Source organism: Streptomyces sp. NPDC007905 (assembly GCF_042959345.1).
In the GTDB taxonomy this organism is placed as follows: Bacteria; Actinomycetota; Actinomycetes; order Streptomycetales; family Streptomycetaceae; genus Streptomyces.
The window spans coordinates 56,583-75,556 of the sequence record NZ_JBIBKS010000032.1 but is presented as its reverse complement, the minus strand read 5'-3'; the positions used below and the strand labels follow the sequence as shown (position 1 = coordinate 75,556).

At 73.8% G+C, this 18,974-nt stretch carries 4 protein-coding genes and 1 pseudogene; all 5 read left to right on the top strand.

The window, feature by feature from the left end; all coding sequences use genetic code 11:
* Positions 1-26: 26 nt before the first annotated feature.
* The 5 genes and pseudogenes from ACFZDC_RS37180 to ACFZDC_RS37160 all read left to right on the top strand — a co-directional run bounded on the left by ACFZDC_RS37180 (position 27) and on the right by ACFZDC_RS37160 (position 18,830).
* Complete coding sequence (locus ACFZDC_RS37180; RefSeq protein WP_391330864.1) at positions 27-4,784, top strand: SDR family NAD(P)-dependent oxidoreductase; 4,758 nt, start codon at positions 27-29, stop codon at positions 4,782-4,784.
* Positions 4,785-4,830: 46 nt separating this feature from the next.
* Positions 4,831-7,872 (top strand): annotated as a pseudogene (locus ACFZDC_RS37175) (type I polyketide synthase); the annotation flags it as partial.
* Entirely contained in the window at positions 7,864-15,954 is an 8,091-nt protein-coding gene (locus tag ACFZDC_RS37170; RefSeq protein WP_391330862.1) for an SDR family NAD(P)-dependent oxidoreductase, read from the top strand. The pseudogene ACFZDC_RS37175 and the gene ACFZDC_RS37170, both read left to right, overlap by 9 nt.
* Positions 15,951-17,363, top strand: a complete 1,413-nt coding sequence (locus ACFZDC_RS37165) for an MFS transporter (RefSeq protein WP_391330852.1) — start codon at positions 15,951-15,953, stop codon at positions 17,361-17,363. Before ACFZDC_RS37170 ends, ACFZDC_RS37165 begins: the two co-directional genes overlap by 4 nt.
* Positions 17,364-17,390: 27 nt before the next feature.
* Positions 17,391-18,830 carry a cytochrome P450 gene (locus tag ACFZDC_RS37160; protein ID WP_391330850.1) on the top strand — a complete coding sequence of 480 codons (1,440 nt, stop codon included), beginning with the start codon at positions 17,391-17,393 and terminating at the stop codon, positions 18,828-18,830.
* The last annotated feature ends 144 nt before the right edge of the window (positions 18,831-18,974 follow it).

Genomic DNA, 18,974 nt, shown 5'->3' with positions numbered 1-18,974 from the left:
ATGAGCTGTTGGCGCGTCTGGGTGAGGTGTCGGCGGGTGATGCCGCTGTGGCGGGTAAGTCGGCGTTTCTGTTCACCGGTCAGGGGTCTCAGCGGTCGGGTATGGGGCTGGAGTTGGCCGCCGCATACCCGGTGTTCGACCGTGTGCTGAACGAGGTGTGTGCGGAGGTCGACCCGCGGCTTGGCCGTGCGCTGCGCGAGCTTCTCGCCGCTGATGGTGAGGTGCTGAACTCGACGGTGTTCACGCAGGTGGCGCTGTTCGCCATCGAGGTCGCCCTGTTCCGGCTGGCCGAGTCGCTGGGCATCCGCCCGGACTATCTGATCGGGCACTCGGTCGGTGAGATCGCGGCCGCGCATGTGGCGGGTGTGCTGTCCCTGGCGGATGCTGCGGAACTGATCGTCGCGCGTGGCCGGTTGATGGGTGCTCTGCCTGCGGGTGGGGCGATGGTCGCGGTGCAGGCCGGCGAGGCGGAGGTCGCTGCGTCTCTCGAAGGGTTCGAGGGTCGTCTGGAGATCGCCGCCGTCAACGGCCCGCTGGCCGTCGTCGTCTCGGGTGACGAGGACGCTGCCGAGGAGTGGCTGCCGTGCTGGGAGGGCCGTAAGACGACCCGGCTTCGTGTCTCGCACGCCTTCCATTCCCCGCGTATGGAGCCGATGCTCGACGAATTCCGGGCAGTGGCCGACAAGTTGCAGTACGCGGAGCCGCGTATCCCGGTCGTGTCCAACGTCTCCGGTGAGCTGGTGTCGGCGTTCGACGCCGAGTACTGGGTGCGCCACGTCCGCCGGGCCGTTCGGTTCGCCGACGGGGTACGGACGCTGTGGGACCTGGGCGCGCGCCGGTTCCTGGAACTCGGCCCCGACGCGGTGCTGACGGCGATGGCCCGCCAGTGCGTGGAAGACGACACCGAGGCGGCGTTCGTGCCCGCCCTTCGAGGCAAGCACGACGAGCGGGAGACCTTCGCCCGGTTCCTCGGACACGCCCACACCGCCGGTGTCGGCGTCGACTGGGAGGCGTTCTACGCAGGCACCGGCGCCCAGCGCGTCGAGCTGCCCACCTACGCCTTCCAGCGCCAGAACTACTGGCTCACGCCCTCGGCGGAGGCCGGGGACCTCGCGGCCGCGGGTCTCGACCGGATCGAGCACCCCGTCCTCGCGGCTGCCGTGCAGGTCGGTGACCGGGACGAGTGGGTCTTCACCGGCCGGATCTCCATCGAGAGCCAGCCGTGGGTCGGGGATCACGTCGTCATGGGCTTGGTCATCGTGCCCGGTACGGCGTGGGTGGAGCTGACCGCGGCCGCCGGCCGTCGTGTGGGCACGCCCGTCGTGGACGAGCTGGTGATGGAGGCGCCGCTCCTGCTGGAGGAGGGGACCACCGCCCAGCTGCGGGTCACCGTGGGTGCCGCGGACGAGGACGGCCGCCGCGAGGTGGCGGTCTTCGCCCGGCCTGAGGCCGATGACGACGAGGAGCAGGGCGAGACGACCTGCCACGCGCGTGGCTGGCTGGCCGCGGAGGACACCGCACCGGCGTGGGTGCCGCAGGAGTGGCCGCCCGCGCAGGCCGTGGAGATGACCGCGGACGAGCTGTACGCCGGAATGGCCGAACTCGGCTTCGACTACGGGCCGGTGTTCCAAGGTGTGCGTACGGCGTGGAAGGCCGGCGACGATTCCTACGCCGAGGTCGCCCTGCCCGGTGACACCGGCGGCGAGAACTTCGGTGTCCACCCGGCGCTGTTCGACGCCTCCCTGCACGCGGGTCTGCCTCAGGACGGGCCGAGGGACACGGCCGTTCTGCCGTTCTCCTGGTCCGGGGTGCGGACCGGGCGGCGTGGTCTGTCCCGGGTGCGCGTCCGTATGCGCCGGGTCGACGAGACCGCCTTCGGGCTCGACATCGTCAGCGAGCAGGGTGAGCCGGTGCTGAGCCTGGAGCGGCTGGACATGCGTCCGGTCGACCCGGCGCAGCTGGAGCGCCTGCGCCACGGCGGCCGGCAGCCGGTCTACCGGCTCGACTGGATCCCGCTCGACCTGGTCGCCCCGGTCGCGGGCGGCGCTGGTGAGCCCGTCCGGGTGGCGGTGCTTGCGGGGGCGGCCGCTACGGGCGAACCGTTTCCGGACCTCGCCGCGCTGGAGCGTTCCACCGCCGACGGGGGTCAGGCGCCCGCGCTGGTCGTCGCCACCATCGACACCCCGGACGGTGACACGGCCGAGGCGTCTCGGGAAGCCGCCGCCCGAGCCCTGGCTCTGGTGCAGCGGTGGCTGGCGAGCGAGCGGCTGGGCGAGTCCCGGCTGGTCGTCACCACCCGGGGGGCGGTCGCCGTGGGCGACGAGGCGCCCGGCCTCGCCCAGGCCGCGGTCTGGGGTCTGCTGCGCAGCGCCCAGTCCGAGCACCCGGACCGGTTCCTCCTGATGGACGTCGACCCGGACGGTGACGAGCCGGCCTGGGGTACGGTGCTCGACGCCGACGAACCGCAACTCGCGGTCCGCGGCGGCCAGGTGTTCGCGCCGCGGCTGAGCGCGGCCCCCACCGTCACCGACGACGCCTGGCACCTGTCCGTCACCCGCAAGGGGTCCCTCGACGGCGTGGAGATCACACCGTCCGGCGCCCGTCGGCCGCTCGCCGTCGACGAGGTGCGGATCGGGGTCCGCGCGGCGGGTGTCAACTTCCGTGACGTCCTGATCGCCCTCGGCGTGTACCCCGACGACGTGCCGCTGGGCGCCGAGGCGGCGGGTGTGGTGCTGGAGGCCGGCGCGGACGTCACCGAGTTCGCGCCCGGCGACCGGGTGTTCGGCATCGTCATGGAGTCCTTCGGGCCCGTGGCCGTCGCCCAGCGGCAGCTGCTCGCCCGGATGCCTGACGAGTGGTCGTTCACCCAGGCGGCGTCCGTGCCCGTTACCTACGCGACGGCCTACCACGGCCTGGTGGACCTGGCCGGGCTGCGCGCCGGGGAGCGGGTGCTCGTGCACGCCGCCGCCGGTGGTGTGGGCACGGCGGCCGTGCAGCTCGCGAGGCACCTCGGCGCCGAGGTGTTCGCCACCGCCAGCCCGGCCAAGTGGGACGTCGTGTGCGCCTCGGGTGTCGCGGCCGACCACATCGCCTCCTCGCGTGAACTGGGCTTCCGTGACGCCTTTCTGGATGTCACCGGCGGCGCCGGGGTGGACGTGGTGCTGAACTCACTGGCCGGTGAGTTCGTCGACGCCTCGCTGGACCTGCTGCCGCGCGGAGGCCGGTTCGTGGAGATGGGCAAGGCCGACATCCGGGACGCGGAGACGGTCGCGGCGGAGCGGCCCGGTGTCACCTACCGCGCGTTCGACCTGTGGGAGGCGGGGCCGCAGCGGCTGGGCGAGCTGCTCGCCGAGATCGTGGACCTGTTCCGCAAGGGCGTGCTCGAGTTCCCGGGGATCCGTACCTGGGACGTGCGGCAGGGCCGCGAGGCGCTGCGCCACCTGCGGGAAGGGCTCAACATCGGCAAGGTCGTGCTGACCGTCCCGGCACCCCTGGGCGCTGACGGCACCGTGCTGATCACCGGCGGTACGGGTGGCCTGGGCGGGCTCTTCGCCCGTCACCTGGCGACCGCGCACGGTGTGCGTCATCTGCTGCTGCTCAGCCGGCGTGGTCCGGCGGCCGAGGGTGCCGGTGAGTTGGTGGCGGAGCTGGCGGAGCTGGGCTGTGAGGCCCGCGTGGCTGCCTGTGACGTGTCGGACCGGGCGCAACTGGCCGCCGTACTCGGTGCGTTGGAGCACCCGCTGACCGCGGTCGTGCACGCGGCGGGTGTGCTCGACGACGGTGTGATCGAGTCGATGTCGGCCGAGCAGATCGAGCGGGTCATGCGCCCGAAGGTGGACGCGGCCTGGCATCTGCACGAGCTGACGGCCGACCGTGATTTGTCGGCGTTCGTGCTGTTCTCGTCCGTGGCGGCTCTGATGGGCAGCCCGGGGCAGGGCAACTACGCGGCTGCGAACGCCGCGTTGGACGCGCTGGCCGCGTCCCGCCGGGCGGCGGGACTGCCCGGCACCTCCCTGGCGTGGGGTGTGTGGTCGGAGGCCGCGGGCATGGCGGCCCAGCTCGGGGAGGGTGAACTGGCCCGTCTGGAGCGGATGGGCATGAGTGCGCTGACCGCCGAGACCGGCTTGGGCCTGTTCGACCAGGCGCTGGATGTGGACGCGTCGGTCGTGGCCCCGGTCCTGCTGGAGACGACCGCGCTGCGTGCGCAGGCGCGGGCGGGGATGCTGCCGCCTCTGCTGCGCGGGCTGGTCAGGATGCCGGGCCGTGCGGGTGAGGCGAGTGCGGGTGCGCTGGTGCAGCGGCTGGCCGGGGTGCCGGAGGAGGACCGCGAGCGGATTGTGCTGGAGCTGGTGCAGGCGCAGGTCGCGGCCGTACTCGGCCACGCCTCCGCCGCGTCCGTGGACGCCGAACGGGCCTTCAAGGACCTCGGTTTCGATTCGCTCAGCGCGGTGGAGCTGCGTAACCGGCTGACGCAGGCCACGGGTGTGCGCCTGGCCGCCACGCTCGTGTTCGATCACCCCACGCCGGCCGCCGTCGCGGAGCTGCTGCTGTCGGAGATCGTCTCCGACGCGGCCGACAGGCCCCGGTCCGAGGAGGACGAGATCCGCGCACTGTTGACGTCGATCCCCGTCGACCGGCTGCGCAAGGCCGGGCTGCTGGACACCCTGCGCGAACTCGCCGACAACGGCCCGCCCGAGGACGTCACCGACGAAGGGGACAGGGCCTCCATCGACGACATGGACGCCGAAGCCCTCATCCGGATGGCACAAGAGGACCTCGCATGACCGCAGCCGACAACGCCCGCGCCGCAATGAGCCTGGAGACGAAGGAATAGAGATGGCCACCGATCAGAATCAGCTCGTCGAGGCGCTGCGGAAGTCCCTGAAGGAGACCGACCGGCTCCGCCAGCTCAACAAACGGCTGCTCGCGCAGTCCAGCGAGCCCCTGGCGATCGTCGGCATGAGCTGCCGCTACCCCGGCGGCGTCACCGGCCCCGACGAACTGTGGGAGCTGGTCGCGTCCGGGCGCGACGCCATCACCGGGCTGCCCGCCGACCGCGACTGGGACCTGGAGCGGATCTACGACCCGAGCATGCGCCGCCCCGGCGCCGTGTCCACCAGCGGCGGCGGATTCCTCGACCGGATCGCCGAGTTCGACGCCGAGTTCTTCGGGATCAGCCCGCGTGAGGCGCTGGCCATGGACCCGCAGCAGCGTCTGCTGCTGGAGGCGTCCTGGGAGGCGTTCGAGCACGCGGGCATCGACCCGACCTCGCTGCGCGGCAGCGACACCGGCGTCTTCTGCGGCGTCGGCACCAGCGACTACTGCACGGTGCCCGCGGGCAGCGTGCCGCAGATCGAGGGCTTCCAGCTGACCGGCGGCGCGGCCAGCGTCTCCTCCGGCCGCATCTCCTACGTCTTCGGCCTGGAGGGCCCGGCGGTGTCCGTCGACACCGCCTGCTCCTCCTCCGCCGTCGCCCTGCACATGGCCACCCAGGCCCTGCGCGCGGGTGAGTGCTCCATGGCCCTCGTCGGCGGCGTGACCGTCATGTCCGGACCGTTCCTGCTGGCCGAGTTCAGCCGCCAGCAGGCCGTGTCCCCGGACGGCCGCTGCCGCGCCTACGCGGCCTCCGCCAACGGCACCGGCTTCTCCGACGGCCTCGGCCTCGTCGTCCTGGAACGGCTCTCCGACGCCAAGCGCAACGGCCGACGCATCCTCGGCCTCATCCGCGGCACCGCCGTCAACCAGGACGGCGCCAGCAACGGGCTCACCGCCCCCAACGGCCCCTCCCAGGAACGCGTCATCCGCCAGGCCCTCGCCAACGCCGGACTCACCCCCGCCGACGTCGACGCCGTCGAGGGCCACGGCACCGGCACCGTCCTCGGCGACCCCATCGAGGCACAGGCGCTGCTGGCGACGTACGGCCGTGAGCGCGACGGCGACCCGCTGTGGCTCGGCTCGATCAAGTCGAACATCGGCCACACCTCCCTCGCCGCGGGCGTGGCCGGTGTGATCAAGATGGTCATGGCGATGCGGCACGGCGTCCTGCCGCGGACCCTGCACGTCGACGCGCCCTCCCCGCACATCGACTGGGAGGCGGGCGACATCGAGCTGCTCACCGAGGCCCGGTCGTGGCCCGCGGGGGACAAGCCCCGCCGCGCCGCGGTGTCCTCCTTCGGCGTCAGCGGCACCAACGCGCACATCATCCTGGAGGAAGCCCCCGCCGAGGAGCCCGCCGACGCCGTCACCGAGCCCCGTCCGCTGCCGGCCGTCCCCGTGACGGTGTCCGGCCGCACCGCGGCCGCGATGCGCGCCCAGGCCGACCGCCTGCGCGCCCACCTGCTGTCCCGGCCCGAACTGTCCCTCGCCGACCTCGGATTCGCCACCGCGACCACCCGGGCGCACCTGGAACACCGCGCCGTGGTGGCCACCGCCGACCGCGACCAGCTGCTGTCGGGCCTGGCCGCCCTGTCCGTCGGCGACCCCTCGCCAGTGGTCGCCGAGGGCCGTGCCGCACCCGGTGCCAAGCCGGTGTTCGTGTTCCCGGGTCAGGGTGCGCAGTGGGAGGGCATGGCGGTCGAACTGCTGGATTCCTCGCCGGTGTTCGCCGCGGAGATCGCCGCGTGCGGTGAGGTCCTGGCCGAGTTCGTGGACTGGCGTTTGGAGGACGTGCTGCGGGGAGGCGCGGGTGCGCCGTCGCTGGAGCGGGTCGATGTCGTGCAGCCGGCTCTGTTCGCGGTGATGGTGAGCCTGGCGGCGCTGTGGCGGTCCTATGGTGTGGAGCCGTCCGCGGTGGTGGGTCACTCGCAGGGCGAGATCGCCGCCGCCTATGTGGCGGGTGGGCTGTCGCTGCGGGATGCGGCGCGGATCGTGGCGGTGCGCAGCCAGCTGGTCCGTGACCGTCTGGCGGGTGGGGGCGGGATGATGTCGGTCGCGCTGAGTGCCGAGCAGGCCGGTGAGCTGATCGCTGCGTTCGTGGGTCGTGTGTGGGTCGCGGCGGTGAACGGCCCCTCGGCCGTGGTCGTCGCCGGTGATGCGGATGCGCTGGACGAGGTGCAGGCGGTCTGTGAGCGCGATGGCATCCGGGCGCGGCGCGTGAACGTGGACTACGCGTCGCACACCGCGCATGTCGAGGCGATCGAGGCGGAGTTGCTGGAGGCGCTGGCGCCGGTGGAGCCGGTGAGTGGGCGGGTGCCGTTCCACTCCACTGTCACCGGTGGCGTGATCGACACGGCGACGATGGACGCGGCCTACTGGTACACCAACCTGCGCAGTCAGGTGGGTTTCGAACCGGCGATCCGCGCGCTCGTCGACAAGGGTGTGGGCTGCTTCCTGGAGATGTCCCCGCATCCCGTGCTGACGATGGCCGTCGACGAGACCGTCGCAGCCCACGGCCCCGACCACCGGGTCGGAGTGGCCGGCTCCCTGCGCCGTAACGAGGGCGGCCTCGGCCGGTTCCTGCTCTCGCTCGGCGAGGCGCACGCCGCCGGGGTGAAGGTCGACTGGGCCGCCTGCTTCACCGGTACCGGCGCCCAGCGTGTCGACCTGCCCACCTACGCCTTCCAGCACAAGCACTACTGGCTGGACTCCACCGGCCTCGCCGACGCCTCCGCGGTCGGCCAGGGCCCGGTCGAGCACACCGTCCTCGCCGCCGCCGTACCGGTCGGCGACCGCGACGAGTGGGTCTTCACCGGCCGCCTCTCCCACCAGGGCCTGCCGTGGACCCGCGACCACGCCCTGTTCGGCACGGCCACCCTCCCCGGCGCCGCGCTGGTGGAACTGGTCCTGTCCGCGGGCCGCCACGTCGGCTGCGACCTGATCGAGGAACTCGCCCTCGACACCCCCCTCCTCCTGAGCGACGACGCCGTGCGCGTCCAGGTCACCCTCGGCCGGGCCGACGCCGACGGCCGCCGCGACGTGGCCGTCTACTCGCGGCCCGACAGCGGCGAGGAGCAGTCCACCGAGGCCGTCTGCCACGCCCGCGGCCGCATCACCCCCGGCACCGACGCGCCGTCCGCCGACCTGGTCGCCTGGCCGCCCGCCGGGGCCGAACCGGTCTCGCTGGACGCCCTGTACACCTCCCTCGCCGACCTCGGCCTCGACTGCGGGCCGCTGCTCCAGTGCGCCCAGTCGGCGTGGACGCTGGGCGGCGAGGTGTACGCCGAACTCGCCCTGCCCGATGGCACCGAGCCCGGCGGCCACGCCGTCCACCCCGCCCTGCTGGAGTCCGCGCTGCACACCGCGCACCGCACCGACGCCGCCGCGGCACCGCTGGCAGTGTCCTGGTCCGGAGTACGGCTGACGGGCGACAAGGTCTCCCAGGCGCGGGCACGCATCGTCCCGGCCGACGAGGGCGTGCTGCGGCTCGACCTCTACGACACCGACGGCGCGCCCGTCGCGCACGCCGACCGGATCGTCGTACGGGCCGCGGACCCGGCCCTGTTCGGGCAGGCTCTGCGCGGGCAGAACTCGCTGTTCCGTCTGGATTGGGTCCCCGTCACCGCCGGTGCTGCCAAGCCGGTGCGGTGGGCCGCGCTCAGCGGGGCCGCCGGCCTGGCCGCGCTGGAGCAGGCCGTCGGGGACGGTGCCGCCGTTCCGCAGGTGGTGCTGGCCACGATCGACACGCCCGCAGAGGTGACGCCGTCGGCGGTGCGGGAGGCGGCCGGGCAGGCCGCGGCGCTGATACGGCAGTGGGCGGTCGTCGGGTCGCCGCTGGACGAGGCCACGCTCGTCGTGGTCACCCGCGGCGCGGTCGCCGTCGGCGTCGAGACGCCCGATGTCGCGCAGGCCGCCGTCTGGGGCGTCGTACGCGCGGCGCAGGCCGAACACCCCGGCCGTCTGCTGGTCGTGGACCTCGACGCGGACGCCGAGACGGAGCGGGAGTGGGGTGCGCTGCTCGGCCTGGACGAGCCGCAGCTCGCCGTACGCGACGGCAAGGTGCTGGCGCCCCGGCTCGCCCGGGTGTCCGGCACGCCGGCGGAACGGCCTCGGGCCCTGGACCCCGACGGCACCGTGCTGATCACGGGCGGCCTCGGCGCGGTGTTCGCCGAGCACCTGGTGACCCGTCACGAAGCCCGCCGTGTCGTGCTGGCCGCCGCGCCGGACGAGGCCGACCGGCTCACCGCCGACCTGGCCTTCCTCGGCGCGCGGGTGTCCGTCGCGCCCTGCGACGTCACCGACCGTCAGGAACTGGCCGCGCTGCTCGGCTCCCTTGAGCACCCCCTGACCGCGGTCGTGCACGCCGCGGGCCTGCCCGACTCCGGTCTGCTGGAGACCCTCTCCGGCGAGCGGCTGGAGACGGTGCTGAGGGCCTCGGTCGACACCGCCTGGCACCTGCACGAGCTGACCGCGGACGCGGACCTGGCCGCGTTCGTGCTGTTCTCCTCCTTCGCGGGCCTGGCCGGCCTGACGGGTCAGGCGGCCGCCTCGGCAGCGGACGCGGCCCTGGCGGCGCTGGCCGGCGTCCGCCGCGTCGCCGGGCTTCCCGCCACCGCGCTCGCCTGGGGCCTGTGGGCCGAGGGCAGCGGGCCCGCCGCGGCCGACCCCGGCCTCGTCGCGCAGACCGGGATCCTGCCGCTGCCCGCCGAGTTGGGCCTCGACCTGTTCGACCGCGGCCTGGCCGCCGGCGAGCCCCTGCTCGTCCCGGTCGAGCTGGACCCGGCCGTCCTGCGGGAGCAGGCCCGGGCCGGACTACTGCCCGCCGTGCTACGCGGCCTCGTCCGGGTGCCCGCCCGGCGCGCGGCTGCCGGCGGCTCCCTGGCACGCCGCCTGGCGCAGGTGCCGGAGGCCGAACGCGAACGCCTCGTGCTCGACCTGGTCACCGCGCAGGTCGCGTCCGTGCTGGGCCACGACTCCGCAGACGAGGTCGACAGCGAACGCGCCTTCAAGGAGCTCGGCTTCGACTCCGTCAGCGCGGTCGAACTGCGCAACCGGCTCTCCCGCGGCACCGGCGTTCCGCTGCCGGCGACCCTCGTGTTCGACCACCCGACGCCGCTCGCCGTCGCACGGCTGCTGCTGGCGCAGGCCGCCGGCACGGCGGACACCGCGCTCCCGGCCGCACAGCGACGTGCCACGGCCGTCGACGAGCCGCTGGCGATCATCGGCATCGGCTGCCGCTACCCGGGCGGCGTCACCTCCGCGGAAGACCTGTGGGAACTCGTGGCTGAGGGCCGCGACGTGATCGGCCCGCTGCCCACCGACCGCGGCTGGGACCTGGAACGGCTCTACAGCCCCGACCGCGAGCGGATCGGCACCACCTACGCGCGCGGCGGCGGCTTCCTCACCGGCATGGGAGACTTCGACGCCGAGTTCTTCGGCATCAGCCCCCGCGAGGCCGTGGCGATGGACCCGCAGCAGCGCCTGCTGCTTGAGACCGCCTGGGAGACGCTGGAGCACGCCGGGATCGACCCGACGTCCCTGCGCGGCACCGACACCGGCGTCTACGTCGGCATCACCGGCTCCGACTACGGCATCCTCGTGCCGGAGGAGTACGAGGGCTACCGCGTCACCGGCACCATGTCCAGCGTCGCCTCCGGCCGGATCGCCTACACCCTCGGCCTGGAAGGCCCCGCCGTGTCGGTGGAGACGGCCTGCTCGTCCTCCGGGGTCGCGCTGCACGAGGCGGCGCAGGCGCTGCGCGGCGGCGAGTGCTCCCTCGCCCTCGCGGGCGGCGTGACGTTCATGACGACACCGATCACGATGACCGAGTTCAGCCGCCAGGGAGCCAACTCCGCGGACGGCCGCTGCCGCGCCTACGCGGCCTCCGCCGACGGCACCGGCTTCTCCGACGGCCTCGGCCTGGTCCTGCTGGAGCGGCTCTCCGACGCCCGGCGCAACGGCCGGAACATCCTCGGCGTCATCCGAGGCACCGCCATCAACCAGGACGGCGCCAGCAACGGCCTCACCGCGCCGAGCGGCCCGGCCCAGGAACGCGTCATCCGGCAGGCCCTCGCCAACGCCGGACTCACCCCCGCCGACGTGGACGCCGTCGAGGGCCACGGCACCGGCACCGTCCTCGGCGACCCCATCGAGGCGCAGGCGCTGCTGGCGACGTACGGCCGTGAGCGGGACGGCGAGCCGCTGTGGCTCGGCTCGATCAAGTCGAACATCGGCCACACCTCCGGCGCGTCCGGAGTCGCCGGTGTCATCAAGATGGTCATGGCGCTGAAGAACGGCGTCCTGCCGAAGACCCTGCACGTCGACGAGCCGTCCCCGCACATCGACTGGCAGTCCGGCGAGGTGGAGCTGCTGACCGAGGCCAGGCAGTGGCCGACCGGCGGCCGTCCACGCCGGGCCGGTGTCTCGTCGTTCGGCGTGAGCGGCACCAACGCACACATCATCGTCGAGGAGGCCCCCGCCGACACCCCGCCCGCCGATACGGGCACGGGGACTCCGTCGGCCGCGACGCCGGTGCTGCTGTCGGCGCGCACCGAGACCGCGCTGCGCATCCAGGCCGAACGCCTGCGCAGGCACCTCCAGGACAACCCCCACCTCTCCCTGCCGGACGTCGGCCACTCGCTGCTGACCACGCGGGCCCGGCTGGACCAGCAGGCGGTGTTCGTGGCCGCGGACCGGGACGAACTGGCCGCCGAACTCGCCGCGTTCGCCGTCGGCGACGTCACCGAGCACACGGCCTCCGGCCGCCCCTCCGCCACCGCGAGGCCCGTGTTCGTGTTCCCCGGGCAGGGCGCCCAGTGGGAGGGCATGGCGGTCGAACTGCTGGACGCCTCACCGGTGTTCGCCGCCGAGATCGCCGCGTGCCGTGAGGCGCTGGACGAGTTCATCGACTGGGATCTCGAAGACGTACTACGGCAGACGCCGGGAGCGCCGTCGCTGAAGCGGGTCGACGTCGTCCAGCCCGCCCTGTTCGCCGTGATGGTGAGCCTGGCCGCGCTGTGGCGGTCCCACGGCGTGGAGCCGTCCGCGGTGGTCGGTCACTCCCAGGGCGAGATTGCCGCCGCGTACGTCGCCGGCGGGCTGTCGCTGCGGGACGCCGCCCGCGTCATCGCCGAGCGCAGCCGGATCGCGCACGACCGGCTGATGGGCACCAGCTGCCTGGCGTCGCTCGCCCTGCCCAGGGAGCAGGTCGAACAGCTGATCGGGCCGTACGGGGACCGCGTGACCGTGGCGGCCGTCAACGGGCCCGCGGCGGTGATCGTCGCGGGCGACGTGGACGCGATCGACACGCTGCTGGAGACCTGCGAGGACGAGGACGTCCGGGCCAAGCGGATCCCGGCCACCTACGCCTCGCACTCGCCGCACGTGGAAGTCGCCCGCGCCGAGATGCTGGAGGCGTTCGCCCCGGTCGAGCCGCGCAGCGGCACCATCCCCCTGTACTCCACGGTGGTCGGCGCGTTCGTCGACACCGCGACCATGGACGCCGCGTACTGGTACGCCAACCTGCGCAACCCGGTCGGCTTCGAGCCCGCCATCCGCGCGCTCGTCGAGGACGGCGCCGGCTGCTTCTTGGAGATGTCCCCGCACCCGGTGCTCGGCGTGGCCATGGAGGAGACCGTCGCCGCGACCGGCGCGCGCCGGATCGGCGTGGTCGGCTCACTGCGGCGCCGACAAGGTGGCATGCGGCGGTTCCTGCTCTCCCTCGCCGAGGCGCACATCGCCGGCGTGAAGGTCGACTGGGCCGCCTGCTTCGCCGGCACCGGCGCCCGGCACATCCCGCTGCCCACCTACGCCTTCCAGCGCAAGCGGTACTGGCCGAGCAGCCGCCCGGCCGCCGGCGACCCGACGGCCTCCGGCCTCGGCCGCGTCGGACACCCGGTCCTGACGGCGAGCCTGCGACTCGCCGACCGGGACGAGTGGGTGCTCAGCGGCCTGCTGTCCCACGAGACCCAGCCGTGGCTGCGCGACCACGCCGCCTTCGGCCTGCCCGTCGCGCCCCACACGACACTCGTCGAGCTCGCGCTGTCCGCGGGCCGCGACCTCGGCACGCCGTTGCTCGACGAGCTGATGTTCGAGGCGCCGCTGCTGCTGCCCGACCAGGCGGCCCTGCAAATCCAGGCCATCGTCGGCGCACCCGCGGCCGACGGCCGCCGCCCGGTGAGCGTCCACTCCCGCCCGGACGGCGACCAGCACGCCGAGACGACCCGCCACTGCACCGGCTGGCTCGCGCCGGACACCGCGCCCGCCGCCGACTGGACGGGCGCGTGGCCGCCCGCCGGGGGCGAACCGGTCCCGGTCGACGGCCTGTACGCCGCGCTGGCCGGCCTCGGCCTCGACTGCGGCCCCGCCCTGCAGGGCGTGCGGTCGGCCTGGCGCTCCGGCACCGACGTGTACGCCGAACTCGCCCTGCCCGAGGACCTCGGCGGCGCCGACTTCGGCATCCACCCCGCCCTGTTCGAGTCCGCGCTGCACAGCGCGCAGCCGGCCCTCACCGGCAGCGAGGCGCCGAAGCTGCCGGTCTCCTGGTCCGGGGTGCGGCTCGCCGCGACCGGCGCCCTGCGGGGCCGAGCCCACGTCACCGCCGACGGCGACACGCTGCGGCTGAACGTCTTCGACGAGGACGGCGCGCTCGTGCTCGGCGTCGACCGCGTCGCCTTCCGTGAGGCCGACCCCGCCCACCTGGAGGAACTGCGCCGCGGGCAGAGCTCGCTGTACCGCGTGGACTGGGTCGCGGTGCCGACCGCGACGGCCACACCGGTGCGGCTGGCCGCGCTCGGCGGGGCCGCCCGGGCGGTCGCGGACCGGTACGCCGACCTGACCGCCCTCGACAGGGCCGTCACCGACGGCACGCCCGCCCCGCAGGCCGTGCTCACGGTGATCAACACGCCCGCCGGGGCCGACGCCGAGGCGGTGCGCGCCGCGGCCGACGAGGCCTCCGCTGTCGTACGGCGCTGGCTGGACCGGGTGCCGTCCGGCCGGGACGTCCTGGTCGTGGCGACGACCCGCGCGGTGGCGGCCATGGACCGGGAGGTCCCCGACCCGGCTCAGGCGGCCGTGTGGGGCGTGCTGCGCGCCGCGCAGTCCGCGCACCCGGGCCGGTTTCTCGTCGTGGACGTGGACGGCGACAGCGAGCCCGAGTGGGGCGCGCTGCTCGCCGCAGACGAGCCGCAGCTCGCCGTACGCGCCGGTCAGCTCCGCGCACCGCGGCTCGCCCAAGTCCCGGCCAAGACCCCCGAGGGCCCGGTGCTGCCGGACTCCGACGGAACCGTACTGATCACCGGCGTCGACACTCCCGCCGGCGCGGCGGTCGCCCGGCACCTGGCCGAGCGGCACGGCGTACGGAATCTGCTGCTGCTCGGCGAGCCCGGCCACGCCGCCGACCGGCTGGTCGAGGACCTCGCCGCACTCGGTGCGACACCGCGCCTCGAGGCCCCCGACGCCGATCGGACGGCCGACCTGATCGAGTCCCTCCAGGTGCCGCTCACCGCGGTCGTCCACACCGCGGACGGACCCGGGGGACTGGAGCTGGCCTGGCGACTGCACACGCTGACCGAGCGGACCGGCCTCGACGCCTTCGTGGTGTTCTCCTCCTACGCCGCCCTCGGCGGCGTCGGTGACGGGGCCGAGGCCGCGGCGGCGGAAGCCCTGATCCGTGCGCGCCGCGCGGCCGGACTTCCCGGCACCGCGCTGGCGTGGGGTCCGTGGGCGGGAGACAGCGTGCCCGCCGGAACCGTCGAGCTGCCGGCCGAGCGCGCCCTGGAGCTGTTCGACCAGGCCCTCGCCGCGGACGCCGCCCTGCTGGCGCCCGTTGTGCTGGACCCGGCGGCACTGCGTGCACAGGCCCGCGAGCGGACCCTCCCGGCGCTGCTGCGCGGCCAGGTCCGCCTGCCCGCGCAGCGGGAGACGGGCGGCGGCTCGCTGGCCCAGCGACTGGCCGGCGTCCCCGACGCGGAGCGCGAACCCGTCGTACTGGAGCTGGTCACGACGCACGTCGCGGCCGTCCTCGGCCACCGTGCCGACGACGGGATCGACCCCGAGCGCAGGCTCAAGGAACTCGGCATGGACTCGATGAGCGCGGTCGGGCTGCGCAACCGGCTCGCCCAGGCCACCGGCCTCAGCCTGCCCGTCTCCTTCGTCTTCGAGCACCCCACCCCGGCGGAGATCGCCCGGCAACTGCTCAAGCAGGGCGGCTCCGGAACACCGGACACCGGGGCGGCCGAGCCCGCCGGTGAGACGCTCACCCGCCGGCTCCGGCACGCCGCCGAGACCGGGACCATGCCGCAGGCGCTGCGGGAACTGGTCGACACCGCGGCCTCCCGGCCCGTCTTCGCGTCGGCCGCCGAACTGCTCGCCACCGACGGGCGCCTGGCCCAGCTGGCCTCCGGACCGGGCCGGGTGAAGATCGTCTGCGTGCCGTCGTACGTGTACGTGGTCGGATCCGGCCAGGAGCAGTTCGTACGCCTGGCCGACCGCTTCGAGGGCGTTCGGGACGTGCACGTCTGCTCCCTGCCGGGATTCGGCACCGGCCTCGCTCCGCAGTCCGGGCAGGCCGTCCTGGAGGTCCTGGAGGACGGGATCCGCGCGGCCGTCGGCGACGCCCCGTTCGTCCTCGTCGGCTACTCCATGGGCGGTGTGGTGGCCCGCTCGCTGGCCGAGCGCCTTCAGACGTCCGGCGCCTCCCTGGCCGGCGTCGTCATGATCGACACGCTGGCACTCGACGGCGACGGCGAGGGTGACGGCGACGCTGCCGGCCGCGCCTTCGCGGACCTGCTGGCGCAGATACTCCGGCAGGAGCACCGTCCCGTGGCCATCGACGACACCAGCTGGCTGTCCATGGGCGCCTACCTGCGCCTGTTCACCGGTCCGCGCCCGGAGGCGGCGGTCTCCGCGCGGACTCTGATGATCCGGGCGGCCGAGCCGCTCGGCGGCGGAGCGGAGCCGGACGGTCCGCGGTGGGAGGCCGCCGACGACCACGTCGAGGTCACCGCCGACCACTTCGCCCTCATGGAGGCCGCCGCCGCGGCCACCGCGGACGCGATCGAAAGGTGGATCGAGGAATGAGCAGCAACGGACTGCGCAGAGGGATGTCGATCACGGTCATCCTCACCGGGGTGTTCATCTCCGCGGTGGACATGCTGATCGTGAACATCGCCTTCCCGAGCATGCAGGAGTCCTTCCCCACGGCGAGCCTGACCAGCCTGTCCTGGGTGATGAGCGCCTACGCGATCACCTTCGCCGCGCTTCTGCTGCCCAGCGGCCGCTGGGCCGACCGGTCCGGCACCAAGCGGGTCTTCCTGCTCGGCCTCGGGCTGTTCACCCTAGCGTCGGCCGTGTGCGCGGCGGCCCCGTCCCTGGAGGTGCTCGTCGCCACCCGGGCCGTGCAGGGCGTGGGCGCGGCGCTGATGGCGCCCAGCTCCCTGGGCCTGCTGCTCGGGCTGTTCCCGCCGGAGCGGCGCGGCATCGCCATCGGGCTGTGGACCGCGGTCGGCGGGGTCGGCTCCGCCGCTGCGCTGCCGCTGGGCGGCCTGCTGGCGGAGATCGACTGGCGCTGGGTCTTCGTGGTCAACCTGCCCCTCGGCATCGCGGCCGTGCTGATCGGCGTATGGTCGCTGCCCAGGTCCGCCACCGAGGACGGTCCGGTCCCGGACCTGCTCGGCATCGCGATCCTCGCGGCCTCCGTCGCCGCGGTCGTCGCGACCATCACCCAGGGGGAGACCTGGGGCTGGGGCAGCGCGAAGGTCGCAGGCCTGTCCCTGGCCGGCGCGATCGGGCTGCTGTGGACGGTGCGCCGCGCCCGGCGCCACCCCGCCCCGGTCCTCGAACCCGCCCTCCTGAAGATCCGTACCGTGGCGCTCGGCAACGTCGCGACCGGCTTCTTCTTCATGGGCGTCGGCGCCATGGCCATGTCCACGATCCTGTTCCTGACCCAGGTCTGGCGGCACTCCACCCTGCGCGGCGCCCTGGAGATCGCGCCGGGCCCGGTGATGGCCGCGCTCTTCGCCGTGCCCAGCGGCATCCTGGCCGTCCGCTTCGGGGTGCACCTCGTCGGGCTGGCCGGCGCCTCCGCCTTCGCGGCGGGCGGCATCTGGTGGACGTACGCCCTGGACGGCACACCCGACTTCCCGGCCCACTTCCTGCCCGGATCGATCATCGGCGGCATCGGCTTCGGCGTCATCCTGCCCGCGCTGGCCGCGGCATCGACGCTGTCCCTGCCGCCCGAGCGCGTCGCCACCGGCACCGGCATGGCCTCCATGTCCCGGCAGATCGGCATGGCCCTCGGCGTCGCCGTCGTCGCGGCCGTCCTCACCGACGCCCCGGACCTCTCCTCCTTCCGCGCCGCCTTCATGGTCATGGCCGGCGCCGGCCTCCTCAGTGGGCTGGCCCTGTTCGCGATCGGGCCGGTCAGGCGGCCGGCGGGCACGGGCGCAGACACCCCAGCGGATCACGTCCCCCACGCGGCAACGCGCTAGCGGCAACGAGACAAGGACAGAACGACAATGGACCACTCCCGCAACGCCCACGACGCGGCGGCCGCATCCGGCGGCAAGTGCCCGATCGACCACTCGGCGCCGGCCCCGCAGACGGTCGTTCCCTCCACCGCGCTGCCCGTGGTGGAGATGTCGCGGCTGCGTCAGGTGCTGGGCATCTGGGCCCGCCCGGAGCCCTTCCTGAAGAGCTGCCGCGCCAAGTACGGCAGCCGGTTCCGCGTGACGATCATCCCCGGTATCCGCATCCATGTGATCTCGGCGCCGGACGACGTCAAGCAGATGTTCCTGGCGCCCCGCGACGTGCTGCACACCGGCTCCAGCAACGGCCCCATCGAGAAGTGGACCGGCCAGAACGGCCTCGCCTGGCTGGACGAGGACGCGCACACCGCGCGGCGCCGCAGCGTCATGCCCAGCTTCCGCGGCGACGCCCTCAAGCGCGTCGAGCAGGCGGTCGTGCAGCTCGCCAAGGAGACGGTCGCGTCCTGGCCGCGCGACCGGGCCGTGTCGGTGCACCCCTATGCGCACCACTACACCACCAAGGTGATCATGGAGGTCCTCTTCGGCAAGCACCGCCCCTCCTGCGAGGACGCCATGTTCGCGGAGGTGATGAAGATGCTGGAGTTCAACTCCCGCCCCGCGACGATGAAGATGTTCCACCGCATGCCGACCTGGCGGGTGCAGGTGCTGCGCCTGATGCGGCCCAACGGCGTCAACGACTTCCTCACCCGCCGCGACCGGGTCCACGGCATGGTGGACGCGGCCATCGAGGAGCGGGTGCGCTCCGGTGCGCCCGGCGACGACCTGCTCGGCGTCATGCTCGCCATCACCAACGCCGACGGCTCCAAGCCGAGCCGGATCGAGATGCGCGACGAGATCATGACGCAGTTCCTCGCGGGTACGGAGACCACGGCCGCCGCCATCTGCTGGGCGCTGGAGTTCCTCACCCGGCACCCCGACGTCGTCGAGCGCCTGCGCGCCGAGATCGAGGAGGGCACGAGCGACGCCTACCTGACGGCGGTGGTCCACGAGGTGCTGCGGCTCGGCCCGCCGATCCAGCAGATCGTCCCCCGTGAGGTGGTCAAGCCGGTGGAGATCGGCGGCGTGCGCTACCAGCCCGGCGACCGCCTGTGGGCCAGCGCCTACCTGCTCAACCGCGACGAGCACAACTACCCGCAGCCCGACGAGTTCCGCCCGGAGCGCTTCCTCGGCTCCAAGCCCGCCTCGCACACCTGGATCCCGTTCGGCGGCGGCCACACCCGCTGCCTCGGTGACCGCATCGCCTTCGTCGAGCTCAAGGCCACCCTGACCGAGATCCTGACCACCCTCGACGTCGAGCGCGCCGACGCCGAGCCCGAGACGGCGCGCAGCCGCACGGTCGTCAACATCCCCAGATACGGCGCCCGCATGATGTTCCGGCCGCGCAAGGTGAAGGCGGGGACGGTCGGTTGAGACGGCGGATCGACGGCCGATCGAGGTGGCGGATCGAGACCGCCGGTTGAGATGGTCCGTTGAGACGCTCCGTTGAGGCGGCCGGTCGAGGCGGCGCGCGCACGGCTAGGTTGTTGTCCGCCGTGCGCGGCCGTCCGTTCTACG